The 26,537-nt window shown below is 72.6% G+C and carries 26 protein-coding genes; 14 read left to right on the top strand and 12 right to left on the bottom strand.

Annotated features, from left to right (window positions below; translation table 11 throughout):
- Window positions 1-330 precede the first annotated feature (330 nt).
- Window positions 331-2,619, top strand: a complete 2,289-nt coding sequence (locus WME98_RS21610) for a beta-propeller domain-containing protein (protein ID WP_437952995.1) — start codon at window positions 331-333, stop codon at window positions 2,617-2,619.
- A 71-nt stretch (window positions 2,620-2,690) separates the two neighbouring features.
- Here the strand turns inward: WME98_RS21610 and WME98_RS21605 are convergent, their stop codons facing one another.
- Window positions 2,691-3,422, bottom strand: a complete 732-nt coding sequence (locus WME98_RS21605) for a glutathione S-transferase family protein (protein ID WP_437952994.1) — start codon at window positions 3,420-3,422, stop codon at window positions 2,691-2,693.
- Between the two features lie 82 nt (window positions 3,423-3,504).
- On the opposite strand from WME98_RS21605, the gene WME98_RS21600 reads away from it, so the two are divergent.
- Window positions 3,505-4,230, top strand: a complete 726-nt coding sequence (locus WME98_RS21600; protein WP_437334886.1) for a helix-turn-helix transcriptional regulator — start codon at window positions 3,505-3,507, stop codon at window positions 4,228-4,230.
- Between the two features lie 118 nt (window positions 4,231-4,348).
- On the opposite strand, the gene WME98_RS21595 is transcribed toward WME98_RS21600, so the two are convergent.
- The 3 genes from WME98_RS21595 to WME98_RS21585 form a co-directional block, all read right to left on the bottom strand.
- Window positions 4,349-4,690, bottom strand: coding sequence for a hypothetical protein (locus WME98_RS21595; RefSeq protein WP_437952993.1), 342 nt, complete (start codon window positions 4,688-4,690; stop codon window positions 4,349-4,351).
- On the bottom strand, window positions 4,690-5,643 hold the full coding sequence (locus WME98_RS21590; RefSeq protein WP_437952992.1) for an esterase/lipase family protein: 954 nt from the start codon (window positions 5,641-5,643) through the stop codon (window positions 4,690-4,692). Before WME98_RS21590 ends, WME98_RS21595 begins: the two co-directional genes overlap by 1 nt.
- A 126-nt stretch (window positions 5,644-5,769) precedes the next feature.
- On the bottom strand, window positions 5,770-7,341 hold the full coding sequence (locus WME98_RS21585) for a hypothetical protein (protein WP_437952991.1): 1,572 nt from the start codon (window positions 7,339-7,341) through the stop codon (window positions 5,770-5,772).
- A gap of 267 nt (window positions 7,342-7,608) precedes the next feature.
- Between WME98_RS21585 and WME98_RS21580 the strand changes: the two genes are divergently transcribed.
- A complete protein-coding gene (locus WME98_RS21580) occupies window positions 7,609-10,068 on the top strand; it encodes a substrate-binding domain-containing protein (protein ID WP_437952990.1) in 2,460 nt (819 codons plus the stop codon).
- Window positions 10,069-10,128: 60 nt separating this feature from the next.
- Here WME98_RS21580 and WME98_RS21575 read toward each other — a convergent pair whose 3' ends face one another.
- From WME98_RS21575 to WME98_RS21565, 3 genes are all read right to left on the bottom strand, one after another.
- Complete coding sequence (locus WME98_RS21575; protein WP_437952989.1) at window positions 10,129-10,707, bottom strand: Uma2 family endonuclease; 579 nt, start codon at window positions 10,705-10,707, stop codon at window positions 10,129-10,131.
- 103 nt (window positions 10,708-10,810) lie between these two features.
- Window positions 10,811-11,080, bottom strand: coding sequence for a DUF2277 domain-containing protein (locus tag WME98_RS21570; RefSeq protein WP_020741965.1), 270 nt, complete (start codon window positions 11,078-11,080; stop codon window positions 10,811-10,813).
- 126 nt (window positions 11,081-11,206) lie between these two features.
- Window positions 11,207-12,013, bottom strand: coding sequence for a Uma2 family endonuclease (locus tag WME98_RS21565; RefSeq protein WP_437952988.1), 807 nt, complete (start codon window positions 12,011-12,013; stop codon window positions 11,207-11,209).
- Window positions 12,014-12,187: 174 nt separating this feature from the next.
- Here WME98_RS21565 and WME98_RS21560 point away from each other — a divergent pair, with 174 nt between their 5' ends.
- The gene (locus WME98_RS21560) at window positions 12,188-12,970 is read left to right on the top strand and encodes an HAD family hydrolase (RefSeq protein WP_437952987.1); all 783 of its coding nucleotides are present in this window, start codon (window positions 12,188-12,190) and stop codon (window positions 12,968-12,970) included.
- A 184-nt stretch (window positions 12,971-13,154) separates the two neighbouring features.
- Here the strand turns inward: WME98_RS21560 and WME98_RS21555 are convergent, their stop codons facing one another.
- On the bottom strand, window positions 13,155-14,093 hold the full coding sequence (locus WME98_RS21555; protein ID WP_437952986.1) for a hypothetical protein: 939 nt from the start codon (window positions 14,091-14,093) through the stop codon (window positions 13,155-13,157).
- A gap of 34 nt (window positions 14,094-14,127) precedes the next feature.
- The gene (locus tag WME98_RS21550) at window positions 14,128-14,685 is read right to left on the bottom strand and encodes a glycine cleavage system protein R (RefSeq protein WP_236644327.1); all 558 of its coding nucleotides are present in this window, start codon (window positions 14,683-14,685) and stop codon (window positions 14,128-14,130) included.
- 242 nt (window positions 14,686-14,927) lie between these two features.
- Between WME98_RS21550 and hisC the strand changes: the two genes are divergently transcribed.
- The 3 genes from hisC to WME98_RS21535 all read left to right on the top strand — a co-directional run bounded on the left by hisC (window position 14,928) and on the right by WME98_RS21535 (window position 18,227).
- Window positions 14,928-16,016 carry a histidinol-phosphate transaminase gene (gene hisC / locus WME98_RS21545; protein WP_437952985.1) on the top strand — a complete coding sequence of 363 codons (1,089 nt, stop codon included), beginning with the start codon at window positions 14,928-14,930 and terminating at the stop codon, window positions 16,014-16,016.
- A gap of 190 nt (window positions 16,017-16,206) precedes the next feature.
- Entirely contained in the window at window positions 16,207-17,781 is a 1,575-nt protein-coding gene (locus tag WME98_RS21540) for a DUF4832 domain-containing protein (RefSeq protein WP_437952984.1), read from the top strand.
- A 146-nt stretch (window positions 17,782-17,927) separates the two neighbouring features.
- Window positions 17,928-18,227: a hypothetical protein gene (locus WME98_RS21535; protein ID WP_437334872.1), complete on the top strand. Its 300-nt coding sequence runs from the start codon at window positions 17,928-17,930 to the stop codon at window positions 18,225-18,227.
- Between the two features lie 19 nt (window positions 18,228-18,246).
- On the opposite strand, the gene WME98_RS21530 is transcribed toward WME98_RS21535, so the two are convergent.
- Entirely contained in the window at window positions 18,247-18,924 is a 678-nt protein-coding gene (locus WME98_RS21530; RefSeq protein ID WP_437952983.1) for a DUF4336 domain-containing protein, read from the bottom strand.
- Window positions 18,925-18,974: 50 nt separating this feature from the next.
- On the opposite strand from WME98_RS21530, the gene WME98_RS21525 reads away from it, so the two are divergent.
- Complete coding sequence (locus WME98_RS21525; protein WP_437952982.1) at window positions 18,975-19,463, top strand: MarR family winged helix-turn-helix transcriptional regulator; 489 nt, start codon at window positions 18,975-18,977, stop codon at window positions 19,461-19,463.
- Between the two features lie 18 nt (window positions 19,464-19,481).
- Here the strand turns inward: WME98_RS21525 and WME98_RS21520 are convergent, their stop codons facing one another.
- Complete coding sequence (locus WME98_RS21520) at window positions 19,482-20,390, bottom strand: LysR family transcriptional regulator (protein WP_437952981.1); 909 nt, start codon at window positions 20,388-20,390, stop codon at window positions 19,482-19,484.
- Window positions 20,391-20,491: 101 nt separating this feature from the next.
- On the opposite strand from WME98_RS21520, the gene WME98_RS21515 reads away from it, so the two are divergent.
- The 3 genes from WME98_RS21515 to WME98_RS21505 all read left to right on the top strand — a co-directional run bounded on the left by WME98_RS21515 (window position 20,492) and on the right by WME98_RS21505 (window position 22,614).
- On the top strand, window positions 20,492-20,821 hold the full coding sequence (locus WME98_RS21515) for a nuclear transport factor 2 family protein (protein WP_437952980.1): 330 nt from the start codon (window positions 20,492-20,494) through the stop codon (window positions 20,819-20,821).
- Entirely contained in the window at window positions 20,818-21,606 is a 789-nt protein-coding gene (locus WME98_RS21510; protein ID WP_437952979.1) for an SDR family oxidoreductase, read from the top strand. The genes WME98_RS21515 and WME98_RS21510 overlap by 4 nt, the downstream gene beginning before the upstream one ends.
- Before the next feature lie 630 nt (window positions 21,607-22,236).
- Complete coding sequence (locus WME98_RS21505; protein WP_437952978.1) at window positions 22,237-22,614, top strand: hypothetical protein; 378 nt, start codon at window positions 22,237-22,239, stop codon at window positions 22,612-22,614.
- A 63-nt stretch (window positions 22,615-22,677) separates the two neighbouring features.
- On the opposite strand, the gene tam is transcribed toward WME98_RS21505, so the two are convergent.
- On the bottom strand, window positions 22,678-23,451 hold the full coding sequence (gene tam / locus WME98_RS21500; RefSeq protein WP_437952977.1) for a trans-aconitate 2-methyltransferase: 774 nt from the start codon (window positions 23,449-23,451) through the stop codon (window positions 22,678-22,680).
- A 378-nt stretch (window positions 23,452-23,829) separates the two neighbouring features.
- Here tam and WME98_RS21495 point away from each other — a divergent pair, with 378 nt between their 5' ends.
- From WME98_RS21495 to WME98_RS21485, 3 genes are all read left to right on the top strand, one after another.
- On the top strand, window positions 23,830-25,293 hold the full coding sequence (locus WME98_RS21495) for a PQQ-dependent sugar dehydrogenase (protein WP_437952976.1): 1,464 nt from the start codon (window positions 23,830-23,832) through the stop codon (window positions 25,291-25,293).
- Between the two features lie 14 nt (window positions 25,294-25,307).
- Window positions 25,308-25,664, top strand: a complete 357-nt coding sequence (locus WME98_RS21490) for a c-type cytochrome (RefSeq protein ID WP_061628140.1) — start codon at window positions 25,308-25,310, stop codon at window positions 25,662-25,664.
- A 111-nt stretch (window positions 25,665-25,775) separates the two neighbouring features.
- Window positions 25,776-26,498 carry an HAD family hydrolase gene (locus tag WME98_RS21485; protein ID WP_437952975.1) on the top strand — a complete coding sequence of 241 codons (723 nt, stop codon included), beginning with the start codon at window positions 25,776-25,778 and terminating at the stop codon, window positions 26,496-26,498.
- Window positions 26,499-26,537 lie beyond the last annotated feature (39 nt).

The raw sequence follows: 26,537 nt of genomic DNA, 5'->3' as shown, positions 1-26,537 counted from the left end.
ACGTGTGCCAGGCGGCCCCCGCCAGCGCATGCATGTCGTGCCTCGCGCCGCGCGGCGGGCCGTGCGCGCGCGCGAACCGCCGCATTTCGCGGTGAATCGAGCGAGCGGGCGGCTGGCGCGGGCCTTGCGACGCCGGCGGGCACCATGCGAACCCACCGCGCCCATTCCTCTCTCTGGCTTCTCCTAGCAACAGGCCTCCTCGCCGTCGGATGCGTCACGGAGTCCTCGTCACCCGGACCCGACGAGAGCGCGTCGCAGCGCGCGGCGCTCCACCGGGCTCAGTCGTGCGACGACCTCGAAGCGCTGCTGAAGCAGGACGCGCTCGCCAAGATGAACGCCCAGATCGACGCCATGATCGCGAGCTACGGTGCGATCGGCGACGGCCGCGGCGTCGGCTTCGGCGGCCCCGGCGTCGCCTTGCCCGGGGGGGCCGCGGACCCCACCGGCGTACCTTCCCCGACGCCGCCCGTGGCCGGCAGCCCCGAGGACGCGGCGTCGGGCGGCGAGAGCGATGCCCCCGCCCACTCGGACACGAACACCCAGGTCGCCGGCGTCGATGAGGCCGATATCGTCAAGACCGACGGGAACAACCTCTACATCCTGCACGACCAGAGCTTCTACACGCTGACCGCGTGGCCGGCGTCGTCGCTCGCGGTGGGCAGCTCGCTCGCGATCGAGGGCAGCCCGCTCGAGATGTTCGTGGCGGGCGACAAGGTCGTCGTCTACTCGTCGGTCAACGGGGCCGCGATCTACGAGAAGGCGGGCGTCGAGCCGCGGCCGGGGTACTACGACTACAGGATCGACATCGGCATCGCCCTGCCCGCAGGCGCCGGCGCGCCCGCCGGCACGCCGGGCAGCGCGCCGGGCAGCGGGCCGGACCAGGACGATGCGCCGGCCCCCCCGGAGGGCGCCGGCACGCCGTCCAACCCGGGAGACGCCGGCGCGCCGCCCAACCCGGGAGACGCCGACCCGCCGCCGGACGGCGCCGACAAGCCCGCGGAGCCCCTGCCGGACGGCGACACCGAGCCCACACCGACGGACGGCGTCCCTTCCCCCGATGAGCCGGCGACCGACGCGCCCCCGCCGCCCGACGCCTACGCCCCGCTCACGAAGCTCACCGTCCTGAGCCTCGCGGGCGGCGCCCCCAGCGTGGCCAGGGAGCTCTACTTCGAGGGCGGCTACGCCTCGTCGCGGCGCGCGGGCGACGACGTCCGCACGGTGCTGTCCGGCGGCGCCCACGGCCCCGCGCTCAACTACTGGCCCGCCGACCTCACCGCCTTCCCCGAGACCGCCGAGGCGTGGACCGCGGCGTTCGAGCAGCTCCGCGCCGAGAACACGGCGATCATCGAGGGCTCGTCGCTGTCGGCGTGGCTGCCGTACCGCTTCGAGAAGCAGGGGGAGACGGTCACCGAGCTCGGCGCGAGCTGCGCGGACTTCTACGTCCCCGAGGCGGGCACGACGTCGTACGGCCTGACGCAGATCGAGTCGATCGACCTCGCCGACCTCGACGAGGCGCCGGCGTCGACCTCGATCATCGGCGCGACCGACACCGTGTACTCGAGCCACGACGCCCTCTATGTCGCCGCGCGCGGCTGGCAGGCGCCGACGGCGCCCAGCGCGGTGAACGCGAGCACGGACGTCACGCACCTGCACAAGTTCGATCTGGTCGCCGACCCGAGCCAGCCCCGGTACGTCGCGTCGGGCTCGGTGCCCGGCCACATCCTCAACCAGTTCTCGCTCGACGAGCACAACGGCAAGCTCCGCGTCTCGACGACCGCCATGGTGCCGGGGACCGAGCGGTGGACGACCCGCAACGGCGTGTTCGTCCTCGAGGCGCAAGGGGCCGAGCTCTCGCGCATCGGCGCCATCACCGACCTGGCCCCGGGCGAGCAGATCCGCTCGACCCGGTTCATGGGGGATCGCGGCTACGTGGTGACGTTCCTCCGGGTCGACCCGCTCTTCGTGCTCGATCTCTCCGACCCCGAGTCGCCCTCCGTCGCGGGCGAGCTCAAGATCCCCGGCTTCAGCGAGTACATGCACCCGCTCGACGACGGGCACCTCCTGGCGATCGGCAGGGACGGCGACGAGAGCGGCGTGGTGACCGGCCTGGCGCTGCAGATCTTCGACGTCACGGACCCGTCGGCGCCGGAGCTCCTGCACAAGAAGTCGCTCGAGGGGGACTACACGTCTTCCGAGGCCGAGTACAACCACAAGGCGTTCACGTACTACGGTGAACGCGACGTGCTCGCCTTCCCGGTCGTGAGCTACGACCGGGAGACCGGCGCGGTCGCGAGCACGCTGGAGCTCTTCAACGTCGATGTCGCCGAAGGGTTCAGCCACCTCGGCGCGGTCGACCACAGCGGCTTCTTCAGCGCGACGTCGGGGTGCTACTACTACGGCGGCGCCGACGTGAAGCGCGGCGTGTTCATCGAGGACTACGTCTACTCGATCTCGCACGGCGGCGTGCTCGTGAACGCGCTCGACGACCTCGCGACGCCGGTGGCGTCGCTGCCCCTGCCCGCCCCGACCTCGTGGGGGTCCGCCTGCGGCGGCGTCGACGTCGCCGAGCCGGCGCCGGCCGAGCCCGCGCCGACGCCGGCTCCCCGCGGCGAGGAGTAGCGCCGGGCGGCGGAACGCAGGCCGCGGCGCCCCGCCCCTCGAGCGGGGGCGCCGCGGCGGCGCCGCGGCGCTCAGGCTCCCTGCCGGGGCGCCTCCCACGGGTGATCCGGGTAGAACTCCCGCATGAGCCGCGCGGTGTACGCGACGAGGTTCGCGAAGCCCTCGGCCCTGCGCCTGAGCGGCGAGTCGAAGAACGGCGTGAGGATGCCGGCCAGCGCCGCGAAGGCCGTCGCGTCGACGCCCGCGGGGCGCCCGCCGAACAGGTACAGCCTGTCCCCGAGCAGCGCCGAGAGCGCGGTCAGGGAGCGCACGCCGAGCGCGACGATCTCCTCGTTCGAGTGACGCGCGATGCCGAGCGCGCGGTAGTTCTCGCGGACGCGCGCGAGGAGCTCCTCGCGCAGCTTCGGGCGCTGCTCCTCCGGCGCGCCGTCGACGAAGTGCGCCGGGCCCTTCTCGAAGTTCTCGGGGATGAGCCAGCGCGCGTACCCCGAGGTCGCGACGAAATGGTTCTCGAGCATGCGCTCGATGGCCCACGCCTCGGCGCGCTGCCGCGCGTCGAGGCCCGCGTCGAGATCCTTGCCGTACTTCCGCTCGAGGTGCTCGCGGATGAAGTGCGAGTCGGCGACGCGCGCGCCGTCGTCGTCGTCGATGAAGGGGAGCTGCCCCTTCGGCGACAGGTCGGGCCGCGCGCGCTCCTTCCGGTAGGGCAGGCCGAGGAGCTTGAGCTGGACCTCGGTCTTCGTCACATAGGGGCTGGCTTCGGGCAAGCCGAACGTGGGGCCGAAGCCGTAGAGCGTGATCATGAGAACCTCCGGGAGCTTGGGTCCGCCGTGGACCGCGCTTGATGTAGCCTCGCCCTGCTGACAACCTGGTGTCAGCATCCTCGTGCGGCGCGCCGACCGATTGTTCCAGATCCTTCAGATCCTGCGCCGGCAGCGGGCGCCGGTCACCGCGGCGGCGCTCGCCGAGGAGCTCGAGACGTCGAAGCGGACGGTGTACCGCGACGTCGCGGATCTCCTCGCCCAGCGCGTCCCGATCCGGGGCGAGGCCGGCACCGGCTACGTGCTCGAGCGCGGCTTCGACATGCCGCCGCTGATGCTCACGCCCGACGAGATCGAGGTCGCGGTCCTCGGCGCGCAGTGGGTCGCCGGCCGCGGGGACGCCGCCCTGCGGAGGGCGGCGCAGGACCTCATCGCGAAGATCGCCGCGACGGTCCCCGAGCGGCTGCGCCCGCTCGTGCTCGAGCCGACGACGGGCACGCCCCCCGCGCTGGACCAGGTCCCCGACGGGCTCGACCTGGCCGAGGTGCGCGCGTCGATCCGCGCCGGCACGAAGATCGCGCTCCGCTACCGCGACGAGGCGGGCCGCGAGAGCGAGCGCGTCGTGTGGCCCGTCGTGGTCGGGTATCGCGAGTCGACGCGCCTCCTCGTGGCGTGGTGCGAGGTCCGCCAGGACTTCCGCTCCTTTCGCACCGACCGCGTGGTCGGCGCCACGTTCCTGAAGGAGCGCTACGGCGAGAGGCCGAGCGCGCTGCGCGCGCGGTGGCGCGCGACCCTGCCCGCGCGCCGCGAGCTGTGGAAGCGCACGGGCGCGCCGCGCGCCGGGGAGTGACGCGGCGTTCGACCCTGGCCGGGAGCTGAACCGTGGGGGCCGCTCCGCCCGCGCCGCCGGCCGTGCCAGCGCGTCGTTCGGCGCCGGCGGAGCCGCGCGCAGCGGGCAGCCCCCGGGCTCAGGGCGCCTCGGCGTCCGGGCCGCCGGAGGGCGCGTCCGGCGCGGCGCCCGCGCTGCGGTCCGGCGCTTCCGCCGGCCGTGCCTTCTGCTCCAGGAGAACGAGGACCACATCCACCGTGGCCCCCACAGCGCGGTTGACGAGGCGGATCGTCCCGTGGACGCCGGACAGCGTCGTATCGTGGATGACCCGAATCCCCCTCACGGGCGCCTGGATCGGGGGAATCTGCTCCAGCAGATCGAAGGGCAGCTTCGCCGCGTGCTTCTGCAGGCGCTCCACGGCCCGCGAGCCGTGCTCGACCGCCTCCTGCACGAGATCCTTCAAGCCGCGCCACCGCTCCATCACACCGCCTCCTCGCACCACGCGCGGATCTGCGCGTAGACGTCCGGGTCGTGGGCCAAACGCAGGTGTCCGAGCGACGGCATGATCCGCGCGTGCGCTTGAGGGAAGGGCGAGCACCGGTCCTCGGCGACCGCCCGGCCCGTGGCGCTCCTCAGCGAGACCATCGCGTCGCCGAACAAGAGGGAGAGCCTCGGGTCGGCCGTGAGCGCGCCGGCGATGAGGTGATGGCGAATGTGGGGGAGCAAGGGCACGGGATGACGGCGATTCTGGAGCAGGGCGTCCGCGTCGGCGCCCTCCCAGTCCTCGCGGCGGAGGTTGGCGTAGCCCAGGTCCTTCATCCCGCCGCTGCGGAGGTTGACGATATCGGCGATGAGCTTCGTGTACGGATTGCCGATGCTCGCGAGCGCCCACGTGACAGCGTTGCCGAAGCGCTCCAGCGGGGCGCCGAGGTGCGGTGTGCCGAGGTAAAAGGCCCGCTTGACGAGGGGCAGCCACCTTCGAGGCTTGTCGCTCGCCGCGTGCGCGGCGCTGCGCGCGACGAGGCCGCCCATGCTGTGGCCGATGAGGACCAGCTCCTCCACGGCGACCGGAGAGGCGCAGACGAGCTGCTCGAGGAGGACATCCAGGGCCTCGCCGTTCTCGGAGACGCGAAGGCCGCTGTTGTACCGCACGTAAAACGGCGTGTACCCGAGGTCGCGCGCAAGACGCGATCCGTACGTCTCGCCGTCCGGCATCGTCCAGATCTCCTCGGTGCTCATCAGCCCGTGCACGAGCACGACGACACGGGGTGTGGCTCGAGCAGCGGCGGCCGCGGGGAATGCCCGGGCAAGCGGCAGGCGGCGTCCGTCGCGGACGAGCTGCATCGCGGTCGCGAGGCCATTGCTGGTCCGCTGTAGATGGTCGCCGAGGAGCCCGTTGAGCACCCCGACGACCCGCTCCAGGTTGTTTCCCATGCGCCGATCCGGCCCGCATCGTGGCACGGATCGGCGCCTCGCGCAGCGCTGCAAGGCGGCGGGCGACTCTGCAGGTCGGAGCGGCGCCGCATGCCGAGCTCGGCGGGTGGGGCGCGGCCCGCCCGCTCAGCGCCCGAGCTTCGCGAGGAACGCGTCGCGGCCGCCCTGCCCCGCGAGCGGCCCGCCGCCGAAGTCGAGGGCGCCGTCGAAGTAGCCGGTGAGGAGGACGTCCCCGCCCGGGTCGAACGCGACGTCCGTGGGCGTCTGGCTCTGCGCGTCGCCGAAGCGATCGCCCCACAGCGCGCGGCCGGCGGCGTCGAGCTTGACGAGGAAGACGTCCTCCTCCCCCGCGCTCTCGATCCGCCCGCACGCGAGATCGAGCGCGCCGCGGAAGAACCCGGCGACCGCCACGTTGCCGTCCGCGTCGGCGGCGATCGCCGTGCCGTCCTGCCGGAGCGCGCCGCCGAGGCGGCGGCTCCAGACGTGACGGCCCCTCGGGTCGAGCTTCAGGACGAACGCGTCGTTGTCGCCCGCGCTGCGGCGCGGTCCGCCGCCGAAGTCGACGCTGCCGGCGAAGCCCCCGGTCACGAGGACGTTGCCCCGCGGATCCACCGCGACGGCGGAGGCGTTCTGGCTGCCGGGATCTCCATAGCTCCGGCTCCAGACATGATGGCCGTCCGGATCGAGCTTGGCGACGAAGATGTCGGAGCTCCCGGCGCTCGGGAGCGGCCGGCCGCCGAAATCGAGGCCGCCGCCCAGGGAGAACCCCGCGAGGACGATGTTGCCCGCGCCGTCGACCGCGAGGCCCTCGCCGCGATCGATATCCACGGTGCCGAACGCCTTGCTCCAGAGGTGATCGCCGGAGGCGTCGAGCTTCGACACGAAGATATCCTCGTCGAACAGGCCTCCTGTGCTGACGAGCGGCGACGCTCCGCCGGAGAAGTCGAGGGAGCCCTCGAACGAGCCCGAGACGAGGACGTTGCCGGCGCCGTCCGCGGCGATGGCGCGCGGGGAGTGGCGCTCGTCGCCGGACGCGGCGCGGCTCCAGAGGTGGCCGCCGCTGGCGTCGAATTTGGCCACGAACGAGATCTGGAGTCCGCCGAAGGGGTTCATCAGCGGGCCGCCGCCGAGATCGATGGGATCGCGGAAGCCGCCCGCGAGCAGGATGCCGCCGTCGGCGTCGACGGCGACGGCAGAGGCAAACGATGACGGGGCGTCGAAGGCGCGGCCCCAGAGGAGATCTCCGTCGGCGTCGAGCTTCGCGAGGAACGCCCCCGAGGCGGAGACCGGCCCGCCGCCGAAGTCGACCGTGCCCGCGGCCGAGCCCGCGAGGACGATGTTCCCCGCGCCGTCGGCGGCGACCGAGTACCCGATCTGCTCGCGATGATCGCCGTACCGCCGGCTGAAGAGGTGGGCGGCGCCGGGACACGAGCGGTGGCACACGTAGCTCGCGGGCGGGCGCGGCGCCTCGCGGCGCGCGGGCTCCGCGTCCTCCGCGCGGCACGGCGGCGGGGGCGCGCCGCGGCTCGGGACCGCGCCGTCCACGTCGCGGCGCGGCCCGCGAGGGGGGACGGCGGCGTCCTCGACGCCCCCGGGACCGCCCCGGCGGATCGGGGCGCAGGGCGGAGACGCCGCCTCGGCGGGGATCGCGAAGAGCACAGGGAGGACGAGGAGGAGCTGAGGAATAGAACATCTCATGATGTTCTCCGGTGCCGGAGCGCGGCTGTCCGTTGCTATCGCACCGCGATCGTCAGCCGATGCCGCCCAGCGCGCCGCCTCGGACGAGCCCGCTCCCCGCTGCCGGACGGCCTCGAGCGACCAGCGCGAAGCGCTCGACGCCCGACGCGATTTCGAGCGCATGACGGGGCGGAGCCGGATGGATGGCTTGACAACGGACCGGCCGATCGCGCCTGCTGGCACGATCCCCGCGCCGCGCTCCGCCGGTGGGGTGTAGGTCGAACACGCATGATCACCGGTCTGGACCTCTTCGCAGCGCTGCATCGCATCGTACAGGACGCCACAGACAGCCTGCCTGGAACGCGGCGCGGCGGCCTGCTGATCCGAGAGGGAGATCGCCTGTTCTACCGGGCCGCCGTGGGCCTCGAGAGCCTGCTCTCAGGCCCGCTGCCGATCCCGTCGGACGCGGGGCCGGTCAGCGCGGTCTCGCAGCTCGACCCGGGCGACGGCGCGCGCGCCGTGGCGGCGGCCGCGTGGTACCGAGAGCACCTGCCGGGCGCGGTCGCGCTCGACTGGCTGCCCGCGGACGCGGTCGTGGTCCTCGCGGCGGTGCGCATGCGCGGGCGGCCGGTCGGCGTGCTCGCCGTCGAGCAGCCGGCCGCGGAGCCGCTTTCGGACGAGCGCAGGTTGCGGCTGATGGCCCTGGCCGGCAGCGCCGGCGCGGCGCTCGAGCGGCGCGAGCTCTTCGACGACAAGGCGCGGTCGGCCCACGAGAACCGCGTGCTCGAGGAGGTGCTGAACGCGGTGGCCTCGCAGGCCAGCCCGCAGGAGCTCGTGGAGATCATCTCGAGCGGTATCAAGAGCGTGCAGCTGCGGCCGCAATGGAGCGCGGTGGAGCTCGCCCTGGTGGAGGACGACACCTGCGGGGCCTCGCCCGCGGGCGAGCGCGGCCCGGACCGTGAGCTCCGCGTCTACCGGGCGCCGCGGCGCGCGCCGGTGGTCTACTGGAACAACCTGCGGGAAGGCGCGCTCGTCGCGGGGCGCGCCCTCGGCGTCGGCGTGATCCACCGGTGCGGCAGCGCCGGCGGCGAGGGCGGCCAGAGCGCGCTCATCGACGAGGGCGTGCGCCGCGGGGTGAGCGGCATCGCCGTGGCGCCGGCCGACGCCGCGGCCCTCGAGCCGGCGATCCGGCGAGCGGCGGAGGCCGGGATCCCGGTGATCACGTTCGATACGCCGCCGGCCGACGGCAGCAGGGCGCTGGCCTACGTCGGCACCGACAACGTGGCTGCCGGCCGGCTCGCCGGAGAGACGATGGCGCGGCTCCTCCCGGACGGCGGAGTCGTGGGCGCGCAGGTCTCGTCGCTCCGCGCCATGAACGGTTGCGATCGGGTCGCGGGGTTCGGCGCGGCGGCCTTCGGGACGTCCATCTCGATGCGATCTCCGCTGGAGAGCCACTACGATACTTCCGCGGCGATGCAGCTCGCCCTGGACGCCTTGCGCGAAGGAGGGCTGTCCGGCGCCTTCGGGGCTTGCGCCGAGAACGGCCCGGCCTGGGGCGCGGCCGCGAGGGCCCTGGGGAGGGCGGGAGATCTCAAGATCGTGGCGTTCGATCTGATCCCCGAGACGATCGCGATGCTCCGGGAGGGCACCATCCATGCGGCCGTGGTCCAGCGCGAGCACGACATGGGCTATCGCGCCGTCGCGCTGCTCTACGACATGGTGTCGAGGGGGGTGGAGGCGGCGCTGGCCGAGCTCCCGGCGCCGGGGCAGGCCGAGGATCGGCGCCTCCCGCGCTTCATCGACACCGGCGTGGACCTCGTGACCGTCGAGTCCACGCCCTGGTCTCGTCCGCTGTCGGAGCGGCTGACCCTGGAGACGAGCCGCAAGTCCGCGAGCCGGAGGCGCGGGGGCGCGGCGGTGGATCGCTCGCGCGAGCTCCTCGTCATCAGCCTGGACGCCGACGAGCAGGGCCTCGTCGAGGGGCGCGCCCGGCTCGAGCGGGAGTCGCTGGTCGGCCGGGTGCTGAGCGCCGGCCGGTCGGTCGTCATCGACACGCTGGCGGGCGAGCACGACCTCTGGCCGGATGTCGTCGAGGCGCGCCGGAAGGGCAGCCGCACGCGGGCCGGCGTCCCGCTGCTCGCCCGGGGAAGGGCGCTCGGCGTCCTGGTCCTCGACAGCGAGCGGCGCGCGGCGTGCTCGCCCGAGGACCTCGAGCTGATCGAGCGCATCGCCGACACCCTGGCGGTGGCGCTCGAGAACGCGCAGCTCCTCCGCCGCGTCACCGAGCGGACCCAGGAGCTCGAGCAGGCGAACCGGCAGCAGGCGGCGCTGCTCAGCACGATCCATGAGCTCTCCAGCCCGGTCGTCCCGGTCGCGCGCCAGATCCTGGTGATGCCCATCGTCGGGGCGATGGACAGCCAGCGCTCGGGCCGCTTCCTCGAGTCGATGCTGCGGGAGATCTCCGAGCGGCACGCGCGCGTGGTGCTGATCGACGTGACGGGGATGGCGGCGGTGGACGCCGCGGCTGCGGATCACCTCATGACGGCGGCGCGGGCGGCGGGGCTGCTCGGGGCCGAGGTCGTGCTCGTCGGCATCACGCCGCCGGCGGCGCAGCTGATGGTGGAGCAGGGGCTGGACCTCGGGGGCGTCGTCGCCCGCTCGACCCTCGAGCTCGGGTTCGCCTACGCGCTGTCGAAGACGGGCGGCCGGCTCGTCTACGGCGGCTCGCCCCACGCTGCGCGGTCGTGAGCCGCGCGCCGCGGCGCGCCCTCGGCCCTTCGGCGGGCCGGCGGCGCCGAGCGCGCCCCTTCAGCCGGCGTCGAGCTCGAAGGCGCCTTCGTAGATGGCGTCGACCGGAACGGCGGCGCCGATCGCGAGCGAGATCGCGCCTCCCGCCTCGATCGCGAGGTAGCGCCAGGAGCCGTCGGCCTCGCGCCGGAAGTGCTCGACACGCACCGAGGTCTGCGAGACGAGCAGGTAGTCGGTGAGGGACGGGATGCGCTGATACGCGGCCCACTTCTCGCCGCGGTCGTACGCCTCGGTGCTGGGCGACAGGACCTCGACGGCGACGCTCGGGTTCGCGAGCACGTCGCTGGTGCCCGGCTCCATCCGCACACCGCCGCACGCGACGACGGCATCCGCGTAGACGTAGCGCTCCCCCTGCTTCGCGGAGATCCGCTGGTCCGGTGACAGGACATGACACGGCCTGCCGCGAACGGCCGCGCGGAGCTCCGCCCCCACGGCGTTCGAGAGGAAGTTGTGCCGCGGGCTGCCGCCCGCCATCGCGAAGACCTCGCCGAGATGATATTCGTGCTTTGCGACCTGCGCGCGCTCCCACTCGAGATACGCTGAAGCGCTCATGCGCTGGGTGGCGGCGGCGTCGCCCATGCGCGCGAACATAACGTAGCAGCCGCGCCGGAGCCAGGTTCAGCGACTCAGGCTGTGCGGCCGCCTGCCTGCCGCCGCTGCCCGAGGGGAGCAGACCGGCGCGTCAGGTGCCGAAGCGGCGCGCGTTGCGGAGGCGGGCCTTCGCGGCCTCGACTTCCTTGTTCTTGGGCGGAGCGGTGGTCTCCAGCGACTCGACGAGCCGGCGCGTGATGGCGGCGATGTCGTCGACGGCTTGCTCGAAACAGGCGACGTTCTTCCCGCTGGGGCTGCGGGTGCCGCTCACCTTGCGCACATATTGCAGGGCGGCCGCCCGGATCTCTTCCTCCGTCGCCGGCGGCTCGAAGTTGAATAGAGGACGGATGTTCCGACACATGCCGCGAGCGTACCGCCGAACGCGGCGCGGTGGAACCAGCGCGGCGAAAACACGGCCAAAGCGGCGCGGTCGATCGGCGCGGCGCTCCTGTCCTGCGCTGCGGCGCTGCGCCCGGCGCGACGTGCGTTATCGCGGCTCCAGCTGCTCCAGCTCGCGCACCCGGGCCTCGAGCTCGCGCACCCGCGCCTCGGCGGCCTCCCTGGCGCGCGCCTCGGTCGCCGCGACCTCTTCCTGGGTGGGCACGAGCTCGCCCTTGCCGTCCGGGCGCGCGAGCCGGAGCCGCGCGTCGGCCCCGCTGCCCACGACGCAGAGCCAGCTGTCGAGCGCGGGGCTCCACGCGGGGCCGGCGCCGGCGTGCACGCGCACGTACGCGCCGTCGGGGTCGCGCCGGTAGGCCTGGAGCGCCACCCTGCCGGCGGGCGGCCGCTGCGCGGCGGCCAGCGGATCGAAGATCGCGAGCTCGGGACAGCCGAGCTGGCAGTACTTGAGCGGGATGTCCTCGTAGGCCTTTTGCCAGTCGCTCGCCACGATCTCGAGCGCGAAGCGCGGCGGGCGGTGGCCGGGCAGCCAGGTCTGCCACTGCTTGGGCAGCGGCGGCGCGGGCCGGTGATCGAGGAGGTAGACGTCCGGCGAGACGCGCACGAGCGGCTCCTCGCGCACCCACGCGAAGAACCGGTCCGACCCGGCGTGGTGGTCGGTCCAGCCGCGCTCGCGCGCGAGCTGCGCGATCGAGGACAGGAGCAGGCGGGCGATCTCGTCGTGCTCGCCCCACGCGCCGATGCCGTCCGCGTCGTCGAGGTACCAGTCCGACCAGTCGATGGTCGCGCGGAGCTCCTCGGGCTCCGGATCGCGGACGACGAGCGCGCGCGGGAGGCGCGTCGCGTGGGGGTTGGCTCCGGTGCGGACGGGCGGCACGAGCTTCGACCGTAGCACCCCCGGCGCAGCGGCGGGAGGCGGGCGGGCGCGGGCGAGCGGCGCGGGCGGGCGCGGGCGAGCGGCGCGTCAGGCGTTGCGGGCCGCCGGCCGGCGCGGGCGGACGGCGGCGCATCGCATCGCCAGGGCGCGCTCGGGGCTCCCGGTGCCGCGCACGGGTGCCATGTCGGCGGCATGCGTTTCGAGGGGGTCCTCTTCGACGTCGACGGAGTGGTGGTCGACTCGCCGCACGAGCGCGCCTGGCGCGAGGCGCTGGAGGCGCTGATGGCGACCGAGTGGCGCGCGATCGCGCCCGAGACGCGCTACGCGCCCGAGCGGTTCACGACGGCCGTCTACCAGAGCGAGGTCGCCGGCAAGGCGCGCGAGAGCGGCGCGCGCGCGGCGCTCGACTACTTCGGCGTGCCCGACGCCGCCGAGCGCGCGCGGCTCTACGCCGAGCGCAAGCAGGAGGCGCTGCTCCGGAAGATCGAGGCGGGGGAGTTCGTCGTCTTCCCTGACGCGATGCGGCTGATCCTGGGGCTCAAGGCGCGCGGCGTGCCCATCGCGGCGGCGTCGTCGTCCAGGAACGCAGGCGAGCTCCTCCGGAGGATCCGCGCCGACGCCTTCGCCGAGCAGCAGCGCATCCGCCGCCCGGCCGTCGCGCCCGGCACGACGTTGCTCGACCTGTTCGACGCCGACCTCTGCGGCGTCGCGGTGGCGCACGGCAAGCCGGCGCCGGACCTGTTCCTGGCCGCCGCGCGCGCGCTCGGCGTGCCCCCGGCGCGCTGCCTCGTCGTCGAGGACGCCCCCGCCGGGGTGCAGGCCGCTAAGGCGGCCGGGATGACCGCGCTCGGCGTGGCGCGGCTCGCCGACGACGCGCTGCTGGCCGCCGCGGGGGCGGATCGGGTCGTGACGACGCTCGACGCGGTCGATCCGGACGCCGTGGTCGAGGGGCGGATCGCGGCGCGGGCGGCGTGAGGGGGGCGTGCAGTTCAAGCCTGCGCGGTGCGTCGCTCTGTGATCTGCCGATTGCCCCGGGAGCGGCAAACCTGGGTCGTCTCAAGCAAGACAGTTTGGCGCTTGCGGACGCAGAACCGGACGAATCGATATCTTGATCCAGCAGCGCTCCGTGACGCCCCCGGGCGCCGGAACAGGCCGCTCCTCAGCCGCCCTGCTTGCGCACGACCGCGAGGCTCCAGATCTCCCCGGCGCTCGTGCCCACCCACAGCGTCGGCGACCCCTTGCCGGCGGCCACCAGCACGGTCGGCTCGCCGCGGGCGCCGAGCGCGACGCTGGCCGTCGGCGCGAGCGGCGCGCCGGAGGCGGCCTCGATGGCGGCGCCGTCGAACACCGCGACGCGGCCGTCGGCGAAGCAGGCGAACAGGCTCGACTCGAGGACCGCCACATCGGCGACCGGATCGCTGAAGGCGAGCATCTTCGCCGCCAGCTTGCCCGACGACCGCACGACGGCGCAGGCCGCGCTCGCGCCGCGCTTGTACACCGCCGTCAGCTTCGGGCCGCCGCGCACCCGGTCGAGGTTCTGGGCCGCGCGCGGCAGCGAGGCGCGCAGCGTCGGGCCCGGCTCGGGCGTCGCGCCGGGGTGGACGCGGAGCTCGCCCCCCTCCCCGGCGCCGTCCATCACCGCGTGCGTCTCGGTGTCGGTCACGTCGAACGCCCGCGCCGCGCCGCGCACCGCGAACGTGCGGCCGTTCACCTCGGTCTTGTCGAGCTTCAGCTCCGTCGCGCTGCCGTCCCAGCCCAGCGACAGCGCCGTCTCGCCGGACGGGCGCGTCGCGAGCTGCCGCGCGTCCCGCCCGACCTGATCGAGCTTCGGGCCGTGCGTGATGCCGAGCAGCGCCCAGACCGCGTCGTCGCTCCGGACCACGGCCACGTCCTTCGAGAGCAGCGCCACGTCGTGCGCCGAGGAGAGCGACAGGTTCGTCGTCTTCGCGCCGGCGCCGCCGATCGGGCAGACGCTGAGGCGCACGGGGTCGGTCGAGACCATCGCGACCAGGCCGGGGCTCGCGAGGAACGCGGCGCCGCGGATCTCCGCGTCGAGGCCGTGCACCTTGCGGGGGGAGCTCAGATTGCTGAAGGGCATGGCCGACGAAGATACCGGTTCTCGCGGGGCGGCGTCAGCCCTTGATGAGCGAGCGGACCTCGATGTCGAGGTTCTCGGACTCCGCGACGGCGTCCATCGCCTTGCGGAGCTGGGCGAGCGACACCCCGACGGGGACGTCGACGTGGGCCTCCATCCGGAAGAGCTGCGAGCCGGTCACCGGCGCCTCGTAGGCCGAGGTCTCGAGCGAGACGATGTTGACGCCCGCGCCGTGGAGCGCGCGCGACACGGCGCGGACGATCCCCTCGTGATCGAGCGCGTCGACGGAGATGACGCAGGGGATGGTCGCCGCGCGCCGGTGCGACTCGGGGCTCTTGGTCCTGCGGCTCTGCACCGTGAGCCCCGTCGCCCGGGTGAGCGCCCCGGTGTCGCGCTCCACCGCCTCGATCGCGCCCGGGGGGCCCGACGCGAGCAGGAGGATGCCGAACTCGCCCCCGAGCACCGCCATGCGGCTGTCCTCCACGTTGGCGCCCCGCTCGGTCAGGTAGTGGGTCACCTCCGCGACGAGGCCCGTTCGGTCAGGGCCGAGGCAGGAGAGGACCAGGAAGGCTTCGGGCTCGGGCGTCGTCGTCATGCGGCGCATCTTAGTCCGATCCGCGCAACCGGCGCGACCGACGCGACCGACGCGACCGACGCGACCGGCGCGACCGGCGCGACCGGCGCAGGCCATCGCGGGCGCGCGTCCGCGGCGGCGAGCGCCCGGGCAGCGCCGTCCAGGTCGGCGCGCGCGCGTCCGCGGGGATCGAGCGGCCGCGCGCCGCGGCCGACGAGGCGCTTGTCTCCGGCGGGGCGGTGGGCGAGAGGACGGCCATCCCCATGCCGTACGAACGCGACAACATCCACCGCCTCACGCCCTACACGCCCGGCGAGCAGCCGCAGCGGGCCGACGTGGTCAAGCTGAACACCAACGAGAACCCGTACCCGCCGCCGAGCGCGGTGCTGGAGGCGATCCGGGGCGTCTCGGCCGATCAGCTCCGCCGGTACCCGCCGCCCCGCGCGCAGCAGTTCCGCGAGGCCGCGGCGAGGCTCCACGGCCTGTCGCCCGAGCAGGTGATCGCCACGAACGGCGGCGACGAGCTGCTGCGCATGGCGGTGACGGTGTTCTGCGAGCCCGGCGGCCTCGGCCTCGGCGAGACGTACCCGACCTACTCGCTCTACGACGTGCTCGCCGAGATCCATGGCACGACGATCACCCAGGTCCCCCTCGAGGAGGACTGGTCGGTCCCGGAGGACTTCGCGAGCCGCCTGAACGACCGCGGCTGCCGGCTCGCGCTCCTCGTCAACCCGCACGCGCCGTCGGGGCGGCGCGAGCCGCTCGACAAGCTCGAGCGCACCGCGCGGGCGTTCCGCGGCGTGGTCCTGATCGACGAGGCGTACGTCGATTTCGCCGAGGCCGACGCGATCCCGCTGCTCGATCCGGCGCGGGGGCTCGACAACGTGCTGCTCCTGCGGACCCTGAGCAAGGGGTACTCGCTCGCGGGGCTCCGGTTCGGGTACGGGCTCGGGCACCCGCGGCTCATCGAGACGCTCGACAAGGCGCGCGACAGCTACAACACGGATATCCTCGCGCAGGCCGCGGCGACCGCGGCGCTGTCCGCGCGGGACCAGGCGAGCGAGAGCTGGGAGCGGGTGATCGCGGAGCGCGTCCGGCTCACGGCGGCGCTGCGCGAGCGGGGCTTCACGGTGGCGCCGAGCCAGACCAACTTCGTCCTGGCGACGCCGCCGGCAGGGGGGCTGTCGGCGCAGGCGATGTACCGGGCGCTCTACGACCGGGCGATCTTCGTGCGCTACTGGGACGCGCCGCGCCTCCACGACAAGCTGCGGATCACGGTGGGCACGCCCGAGCAGAACGACGCGCTGCTCGGGGCCATCGCCGACGTGTCGCGCGCGGCGGCTGGGGCGTAGACAGCCCCCGTTCGCTGTCCGCTTCGTGCGCGAGTGTACGATCCTTGCGCAGCTCCTCACCTCCCCTGCCTCGCATTTCGCCGAGCGGCCCCGCTGGCCTCGACCGTGCAACGAGCCGCGCGCATCGGACAGCGCGCCCGCGAGGTCGGCTGATCCAGCTTCATTCTTCACGAGGAGAGGAGATCGCTTCATGCGCCACCCCAGCATCCGGTCATCACGTCACGTCCTGTCGCGCCTGCTTCGCGGGGGGAGCGTCGCCTGCCTTTCTCTGGCGCTCGTGCCGGCGTGCGGTCCAGACGCCGGCGACGGCAGCCCGATCGGCGCGCTGACCTCCGGCGTGAGCGACGCGGGCGGCGGCGGTGAGGACGCGGGCAATGGCAACAGCGGCGGCGGCCCTGGCAGCACCGGCGGCGACGGCAACGGCGGCGGCAGCGACGGCAGCAGCGGCGCGGGCGGTCCGCCCGGCGCCTGCGGGCTGAGCGGCGCCACCGTGGAGCGCTCCTATTCGCCGAAGCTGTTCGCCGCGGGCGCGGATCCCTCCGGGGACGCCGAGTGCAGCGGCGTGCTCAACCCCGAGCGCGGCCTCTTCCGCTTCACGGATCTCCGGAGCCTCGGCTCGCTCTCGCATCTTCGGGGCGAGGGCTACACGCTGATCTACGGCAAGGTGCTCATCGACGACTACCGCACGCGGGACATCGACCAGGACCTCGTCGACCAGCTCAACGCGAGCTTCGCCGCCGTGCGCGCGGCGGGGCTGAAGGTGCTCCCCCGCTTCTACTATGCGGACACGGGCACCGCGCCGGACGCGCCGCTCGACCGCGTGCTGTCCCACATCGACCAGCTCAAGCCCGTGCTCGAGCAGAACGCCGACGTCATCGCCGTGCTGCACCCCGGCTTCGTCGGGGCCTGGGGCGAGTGGCACTCCTCGACGAACGACCTCACCAGCCCTGCCAGCCGCGAGCAGATCTTCGACGCGCTGCTCGCGGCGCTGCCGAGCGACCGGATGACCCTCGCGCGCCGCCCCTCGCACAAGCTCGAGGCGTACGGCGGCCCGCTGACCGAGGAGACGGCGTTCTCCGGAGCGCCGCTCTCTCGCGTCGGCCACCTCAACGACTGCTTCCTCGCGAGCGCCGACGACGTCGGCACCTACCAGCTGCCCGGCGAGAAGGACTATGCCATCGCGGACTCCGCGTTCACGCCCGTCGGCGGCGAGACGTGCGCCCCCAATCCGCCGCGCAGCCAGTGCCGCTCGGCGCTCGACGAGCTCTCGCTGCACCACTGGAGCTTCATCAACACGGACTACCACACCGACGTGATCGACGGCTGGCGCTCCGAGGGCTGCTTCGAGACGATCGCCTGCCGCCTCGGATATCGCTTCGCGGTGATGGGGCACGCGTCGCCCGAGCAGGTCGAGCGCGGACAGCCGCTGTCGCTGCGGCTGCGCCTGTTCAACGATGGGTATGCCCGGGCCTACAATCCGCGCCCGGTCTACCTCGTGCTCCAGCAGGGCGAAGCGCGGCGCGTCGTCCAGGTCGACGCCGATCCGCGCCGCTGGGCGCCGGGCGAGGAGAGCGACCTCTGCCTCGAGGCGCAGATCCCGGCGGATCTCCCCCCGGGCGACTACCGGCTCGGCCTGTGGCTCCCGGACGCGTCCGAGCGCCTTCGCGACGACCCGCGCTACGCGATCCAGCTCTCGAGCGGCGCGGCGTGGGACGGCGCGAGCGGCGTCAACCTGCTCGACGCCACGGTCCGGGTGGTCGAGTAGGCGGCTCCCCTCGCGTCGGCGCCGGGACGGCGCCCCATGCCCTTGCATCTCCGGCGCGCGGGCTTACCTCATCGCGTGATCCCGGCCCTCATCTCGCGCGTGGGCCCAGGCGGATCGTCGGAAAGGAACCGGAAAGGAAGTCACGCATGCGCGCTGTCGATCGTCTTGAAGTCGAGAACAACCCCGCCGTCACCGCCGAGGGCGGCGAGGGAGCTCCGTCCGGGAGCGAGAAGACCGTCGAGACCTCCTGGTCCGATGCCGTGCGCCTCCTGGAGCAAGCCGCCGCCATCGCCGCCGCGCGCGGGTGCGACCCGCAGTCGTTCACGAACGCCGCCTTCGCCGCCTACGTGGCCAAGAACCCGGCCTTCCGCCAGTGGCTCGAGACCGCGCATCTCGCCCACCGGCTCGATCACCTGCGGCGGGAAGGGCGCGTCGGGGTGGCGTGATCGCCGCCTGGCGCAGCGCTCACAGCACCCGCGCGAACGCGCTCTCCAGCGCGGCTCTCCCGCCGCGCTCGATCACGTCGCCGTGCGCCACCACGATGCGCTCCGGCGCCCACGCGAGCATCCGCTTCACCGCCGCGCCCACCGCCGCGCGATCGCGCATCATCGAGCGCGCGAAGCGCGACGGACCGAACCGCCCATACGCCCCGTTCAGGCGCATGAAGAGGCGCGTCGGGAAGTGCGCGCTCTGCATGATGTGAAAGCAGAGATCCCAGAGAAAGAGGGTCTTGCTCGGCCGGTGGAAGAAGGCCACCTCGTCGACCTTGGGCATCCCGCCGACCGTCACCTGGTCGAACTCCGCCGCCCACAGCGGGTCCGGCGCGTCGCCGAGCTCGTCCGTGAAGGCCACGTCGGGGCGCTTCTCGCGGAGCCGCCGGGGGCCGTACAGCCGCGCCCCCGGGAACGCCCGCGCTGCCGGCGCGAGGCCGAGGTGGTGGAACAGGTTCGGCGCCACGATCGCCCGCACCTCCCCGAGCGCCCGGATCTCGCCCGCCACCTGCTCCACGCCCGGCAGCGGCGAGAAGAGGAGCAGCCCGCCGTCCCCGAGCCGCACGACCGGAGACCGCACCGGGAAATGCATGGCTGGCAGCTTCAACGTGTCTTCCGCAACCCAGAGGGCTTGATCGAGTTGTCGCAGCATGCTCCAATTGGTAAAGCTGCTTGACCATTTAGTCAAGCAGCTTTACCATCATGACCAAGAACGACCTCGATCCCAGCGATGTCGCGGAGCTCGAGCGGCGCAAGCGCGCGAGCCTCGGGCAGCTCCTCCTGCGCTCGGCGCGGCTGCTCGACGAGCGGGCGGTGGCGCGCATCGCGCGGCGCGGGGCGACGGGGGTGCGCCGGGCGCACACCGCGCTCATGCCGTACATCGATCTCGAGGGCACGCGGCTGACGGACCTGGCCGAGCGCGCCCGGGTGACGAAGCAGGCGGTGGGTCAGCTCGTGGAGGAGCTCGAGGCCATGGGCGTCGTGGAGAGGACGCCCGATCCGGACGACCGGCGGGCCAAGCGGGTGCGCTTCACGCCGCACGGGCTGAAGGCGCTGCTCCACGGGCTCGGGGTGCTCATGGAGCTGGAGGAGGAGCTCACGCGGAAGCTGGGCGAGAAGCAGATGGCGTCGCTGAAGAAGGGGCTCGCGGCGCTGCTGGCGGCGTTGGAAGAGCCGCCCGAGGGAGGGTGAGCGCCGCGACGGTCCCCGTCACGCGTACTTTTTGCCGCGCCTTCTACCTATCTTTAGAAAGTCGATCAGCACCTCGAGCTTGGGGGCGAGGTTCAGCCGGCTCGGGTAGTAGAGAAAATAGCCCGGGATGTGCGGGCAATACCCATCGAGCACCCGCACGAGTCGCTTCTCGGACACGAGCCCGCTCACCATGTCTTCGAAGACGTAGGCGAGTCCGACGCCCTCGACGGCGGCGTCTACCAATACCGATCCATCGTTGGTCACGACGCGGCCGTCGACGACCAGCTCGAACTCCTTGTCGCCCTCGACGAACTTCCACCGGGCGACTGCGCCCGTCGACATACGCAGACCAATGCACTCGTGCCCGTGAAGCTCGCGCGGATGCGTGGGCTTGCCTCGGCGCGCGAAGTAGTCCCGTGAGCCGACGACCACGAGGCGCTGGTCCGGGCTAACGCGAACAGCGATCATCTCGCGATCGAGGCTGTGGCCGAGGCGAATCCCCGCGTCGAAGCCTTCGACTACGATGTTCGACAGCGCCTCCTGGAGACAGATGTCGACTCGGATGTCGGGGTACGCGGCGAGAAAGGCCGCGAGCTTCGGCTTGATGACGTCGTTGTAGCCGGTTCGGAGCATCGTCAGGCGCAACAGACCCGATGGGCGTCCGTTCATGGCCATGAGCGACTCGAACGCGGCGTCGATGCCGTCGAATGCAGGCCTGAGCTGCCCGATGAAGTGCTCACCGGCCTCGGTCAAACCGACGTTGCGTGTGGTTCGTTGAAGCAGGCGCACACCGACGCGCTCTTCGAGGGCGCGAACGATCTGACTAACGGCAGATGGCGTCACCCCCAGCTCGGCGGCCGCCGCACGGAAGCTCCGCTTTTCGGCCACGCAGAGGAGGGCCCGAAGCCCGGATAGGTCGTCACGCATTGTTTAGCCTGGCTACCTATAGCATGCACGATTCCGCGCGTTCTCTTTTTTGTTTGGCGAGACTAGTGTCTCCGAAGCGAACAACGCAGAGGAGAACACTCATGACGCCCGCGCTCCCCAAACCCATAGCCGCCTATGTCGAGGCAAACGCACAACTCCATGTGGACGGCATGCTGAAGCCTTTTGCCGCCGATGCGGTCCTCTCGGACAACGGAAAACGTCACGAGGGCCACGCCGAGCTGCGAACCTTGTTTGAAGACGAGGTGATCGCCGTCAAGGCGATCTTCACGCCGGATGCCGTTCGCCACGAGGACGGTCAGCTCGTGGTCGAAGGTCTTGCCCATGGCGACTTCAAGGGCAGCCCGATCCGCTTCACCTATCGCTTCACGCTCGAAAACGACGCTATCAAAGCACTGGAGATCACGATATGAACATCAAAGCTGATCCCGCGGAGTTCGCTGGAAAACGTGTGCTCGTGAGCGGCGGCAGCAAGGGTCTGGGCCGCGCCACCGTCGACCGCTTCCTGGCCGGGGGCGCCCGGGTTATCACCGCAGCCCGCGGAACCCTGGAGCCCATCGACGGCGTCGAGTTCGTCCGCGCGGATCTGACGACGGCCGAAGGCGGCGAGACCCTGGCCAAGGCGGCGCTCGAGCGTCTGGGCGGCGTCGACATCCTCGCCCACGTGATCGGTGGCTCGGCCTCGCCGGGCGGCGGCTTTCTCGCGCTGACGGACGATCACTGGCTCGCCGAACTGAGCCTGAACCTCATGGCCACGGTCCGCCTTGATCGCCTCTTGGCTCCGCAGATGATGGAACGGGGTGCCGGCGCGATTGTGCATATCACCTCTATCCAATCCATCCTGCCGCTTCCCGAATCGACCACTGCCTACGCCGCCGCAAAGGCCGCGCTCAGGACCTACAGCAAGTCGATCTCCAAAGAGCTGGGGCCGAAGGGCGTGCGGGTCAACGCCGTCTCCCCCGGCTGGATCATGACCGAGTCGTCCGTCGACATGCTGAAGCGTCTGCAGGCCGCCAATGGTGGCACGGTCGAGGAGGCGCGGCAAGTAGTCCTTGTTGCTCTGGGCGGTATCCCGATCGGGCGTCCAGCCGAGCCCGAAGAGGTTGCCGATCTCATTGCCTACTTGGCCTCGGATCGCGCCGCCGCGATCCACGGCGCCGAGTTCATCATCGACGGCGGCACCGTCCGGACCGTCTGACGTGGGCGTCTGCGCCGGGACGCTGTACCGGTGGCGGCATGATAGGCTGCACGGCGTTCTGGTGAAGGACGATCCGGTCCCCCGAGACCGGTGAGCGCCCGCCCAAATCCCTCCTTCGGAGGCGAAGTGAGCCGCAGGCGAACGAAGACTCCGGATTCGGCGCGGCCCGCTGGTGGCTCTTTCGGCGCCCTGAGCGGGACGGCTTCTACGTCGCGGACCTGACCTGAAGCTCTCTCGCCGCGCGAAGCTGCCGCCCGCGATGGCGATCCCGTTGGGACAGAGTTCGGTTGCGGGACGGCTCGCGTTCAACGAATAGGCGTTTGCGGGACTGCGCCGGGACCTCGCCGCCGCTGCTGCTCAAGCGCAGTCCCGCAAACGCCTATTCGTTGGGCCCGGGTTGGGTCGATGCCTTCCAAACGGGTGCGATCAGCGGCCTGGTGCCCCCAAAATCCCGGAGGAAGCGACGGATCGCGACGGTTCGGCACCGCAGATTCGTTCCGTGTCAACACCTCCCCCCAAACAGCGGACGAGCTTCGGCGACCTCTCGCCTCTCGCTCGCCCCACCGCCCCAGCGACTCTCCCCGGAGCTCAGCGCTTCCCCCGGACCCGCCTCCGCGATACGACATCGCCGTGACCCGCACGATCGCCCGCTGGCTCCCCCTCCTCGCTGCGCTCTCCTCCGGCTGCGCCCCCGCGCCGGCCCCCGCCGCACCGGCGGCCGACGAGGGCGCCGCGAAGGCGGCGAGCGCGGCGCTCACCGCGCTCTCGCACCGCAAGTTCGACATCCAGGGCTGCGCCGCTTCCGAGGCGCGCGTCGTCCCGGAGGCCGAGGCGCGCGCGGGCTCGCCTCAGGGCGAGCGGTGCGTCATCCTCGTCGCGCGCCAGAGCGACCAGACATGGCTCGTCGCCGTCCGCTCCTCGCTGTCGTCCAGCTCCTTCGGGGCGCAGGCGCTCGTGACCGTCCTCCCCCAGGCCGAGGGCGTCGGCGCCATCGAGTACACGCGCTGATCCAGCGCCGCGTCCGCGCCGCTCCGGCGCGGCCAGGCGCTCACCGCGCCGTGGCCCAGCCGCTCACCGCGCCGTCGCGACGAGGAACAACCTCCGGAACGGAAACGGCGTCTTCCCGTCCGCCGCCTTCGGATACGCCGCAGCCACCCGCGTCCCGTACGCCTCCAGGAACTCCGCCCGCTCGTCCTCGCCGTCGAGCGCCGCGAGCAGCGGCCGCAGCGCCGTCCCCAGGGTCCACTCGACCACCGGGCTCTCGCCCTCGAGGATGTGCAGATACTCCGTCTCCCAGAGGTCGATCCGCGCCGCGTGCGGCGCAAGCACGTCGTAGTACGCCGCTGGCGCCGCGACCGGGCTCTCCCGCACCAACCTCGCCAGCCTGTCGCGGAAGCGCGGCATCCGGCTCACCTCCACCATCGCCGTGTGCGACGGCGCGCCGTGGTTCCGCGGCATCTGCACCGCCAGCACGCCGCCGCGCGCGAGCCGACCGAGGAGCGCCGGAAACAGCGCCGCGTGGTCGTCCAGCCAGTGAAGCGCGGCGTTGCTGAAGATCAGCGCCGGCGGCGCGGGCGGCGCGAAGCGCGCGATGTCACCCTCGACGAACCGCGCCCCCGGCAGCGCGGCGCGCGCCTTCGCCAGCATCTCCGGCGAGCTGTCGACCCCGAGGATCCCCCGGTCCGGGAAGCGCTGCGCCACGAGGCGCGTGATGTTGCCCGCCCCGCAGCCAAGGTCGACGATGTCGCCCGGGACGGTGACGTCGACCCGCCCCAGCAGATCGACCGCCGGACGCGCCCTCTGGTCCTCGAACTTCAGGTACTGAGCAGGATCCCAGCTCGCCATGCCGCCCTCCATCGGACCAGCGCTGCAGCTCGTGAGCTCCCCGCGGCCCGTGTCATGCCTTCCCGTTCCACCAGATCCGGACGCGCCTGTCGACGCAGAAATCAGGGTTGCCCGCTCCCCCGCGGCGACCGCCGGCCCGCCGCGTGGCGATCTGCCACAGCCTTGCCAGGTCGCCACGGCGGCGCCGGTCGCGGCGCTCGCCCGCGCTGCGCCCACCGCGCTCGGCATATGCATTGCTCGACGCGCGCCCGGAGTCCTGCGACTTCTTGGCAGCACGGTCCGGGAACGCGGCCGCCGGCCGCCGCCCCTCGTTCGCACCGACCCACAGGAGAACGCTTGAACACCCCAGCCACGAGCCGTCCACCGCCGCGCCCTCGCATGACACCGACGCTCCTCTTCCTTGGGCTCGCCGCGCTCGCGGCGGCGCCCGGCTGCTTCAGCGCCCGCGCCTCCTCGGGCGGCGGCGAGACGACGCCGCCGTCCCCCGCCCGGTCGATCCGCACCGCGGACATCGAGCTGCCCGCCGGATACGTCATCGAGGTGGTCGCCACCGGCCTCACGTTCCCGACCGGCGTCGCGTTCGACGACGCCGGGCAGGTCTACGTCACCGAGGCCGGGTACTCCTATGGCGAGGTGTTCACCACGCCACGGCTCCTCCGGATCGAGCCGGGCGGCCGCACCACCGTCGTCACGACCGGGAAAAACCCGCCGTGGACCGGCGTCGCCTGGGCCGACGGCGCGTTCATCGTCTCGGAGGGCGGCGTGAGCGAGGGCGGCCGGATCCTCCGGATCACCCCCGGCGGCGAGAAGCAGACCCTCGTCGCAGGGCTCCCGAGCTTCGGAGATCACCACACGAACGGGCCCGTCGTCGGCCCCGACGGCTTCATCTACTTCGGTCAGGGCACCGCCACGAACTCCGGTGTCGTCGGCGAGGACAACTACAAGTTCGGCTGGCTGAAGCGACACCCCGAGTTCCACGACGTCCCCTGCAAGGACGTGACGCTGACCGGCGCCGCGCTCACCTCGCCGAACCCGCTCACCAAGGACGAGGACGACGAGGCCACGACCGGCGCCTTCGTCCGGTTCGGCACGCAGACGCAGAAAGGACAGGTCATCCCCGGGAAGGTGCCGTGCAGCGGCGCCGTCATGCGCGTGCCCGCCCGCGGGGGCACGCTCAACCTTGTCGCCTGGGGGTTCCGCAACCCGTTCGGGCTCGCGTTCTCGCCGGACGGCAAGCTCTTCGTCACGGACAACGGCTATGACGAGCGCGGCAGCCGCCCGGTCTGGGGCAACGCGGATTCCCTGTGGGCCGTGACGCCGGGCACCTGGTACGGATGGCCCGATTTCGCCGACGGCCGCCCCGTCGCGCAAGATCGCTATGCCCCGCCCGGCGGGCAGGCGCCCCCTGCCCTCCTCGAGACGCTGCCGAACCCGCCGCCGCAGCCGGTCGCGCTCTTCGCCGTGCACAGCTCGTCGAACGGCATCGACATCTCGCGCGACCCGTCGTTCGGCTTCGTCGGCGACGCGTTCGTCGCGCAGTTCGGCGATCAGGCGCCCGACGTCGGCAAGGTCCTGCACCCCGTCGGCTTCAAGGTGGTCCGGGTCGACCTCAAGACCGGCGTCATCCGCGATTTCGCCGTCAACCGCGGCAAGGACAACGGCCCGGCGTCGCGGCTCAAGACAGGCGGCCTGGAGCGGCCCATCACCGTGCGCTTCGATCGCGCGGGGAAGTCGCTCTACGTCGTCGATTTCGGCGTCATGCTCATGGATGAGAAGGGCGCCAAACCGAAGCAGGGCACGGGCGCGCTGTTCCGCATCACCCGCGCGGCGGCCGCAGGCTGAAGGAGGAGGCGATCATGGTCCTGCGCGCTGTCGTTTGCGGTCTCCTCGCCACGTCGCTCGGGCTAGCCGCCGGGTGCGGCTCCTCCCGCAGGAGCGAGCCGATCCTCGGGCCGCCCCCGCTCGACGAGCCGCCCGAGCGGCGCGGCGAGGTGGTCTTCATGAAGCAATGCAACCAGTGCCACCCGGGCGGAGCAGGCGGGCTCGGCCCAGGGCTCAACAACAAGCCGGCGCCCGCGGCGGCCATCCGGCTCCAGATCCGGAGCGGGCTCGGCGCGATGCCCTCCTTCTCGGAGAAGGAGATCTCCGACGCGGACGTGGACGCGATCATCGCCTACATGCTGTCCATCAGGAGCTACGAGAAGGGCGATTGAGCGGAGAGCCACGGCGCCGAGCCGCCCTCGGCGCGCCGCCGCCGGACAGACCAGCTCGAAGCACCGGTATCACACGCAGAGAAATCGACAAAACCAGGAGAGGACCCGGTCATGGCAGCCATTCGCGGCGTAATCTTCGACGTCGACGGCACGTTGATCGACAGCAACGACGCGCACGCCCGCGCCTGGGTCGATGCGCTGGAGGAGTTCGGGCACAAGGTCCGGTTCGAGGAGGTGCGGCGCCTCATCGGGATGGGCGGCGACAAGCTCCTCCCCGAGGTGACCGGGATCTCCATCGAGAGCCCTGAAGGGAAGAGGATCAGCGGGCGCTGCTCGGAGATCTTCATGAAGCAGCTCCTGCCCGAGCTCCGCGCCTTCCCCGGCACGAAGGAGCTGCTCGAGGAGCTCCACCGGCGCGGCCTCAGGATCGTCATCGCGAGCTCGGCCCAGAAGGAGAAGCTCCGCGAGCTCCTCAAGCTCACCGGCGCCGACGGGGTCATCGAGAGCGCCACGTCGTCGAGCGACGCCGAGCAGTCCAAGCCGGATCCGGACATCGTGCAGGCGGCGCTCGACCACCTGAAGCTGCCGCACGGCGAGGTCGTGATGATCGGCGACACGCCCTACGACGTCGAGGCGGCCGCGCGCGCCGGGCTGCGCACGATCGGCTTCCGCTCGGGCGGCTGGACCGACAGCGCCCTCGAGGGAGCCATCGCCGTGTACGACGGCCCGGCCGATTTCCTGGCGCAGCTCGATGCATCGCCCCTCGCCGGCGGACCGGGGAACGCGAGCACCGCCCCCCAGGCCGAGAAGACCCCGCAGCAGCGATACGTCTAGGCAGGCGCTCGCCCGATCGCCGCCTGGCGCGGCGCGACG

Origin of the sequence: Sorangium sp. So ce296 (genome assembly GCF_051529605.1) — a bacterium.
Taxonomy (GTDB): Bacteria; Myxococcota_A; Polyangia; order Polyangiales; family Polyangiaceae; genus Sorangium; species Sorangium cellulosum_D.
The sequence above is the reverse complement of the archived record's forward strand: the minus strand, read 5'-3'. Positions and strand labels throughout refer to the sequence as shown.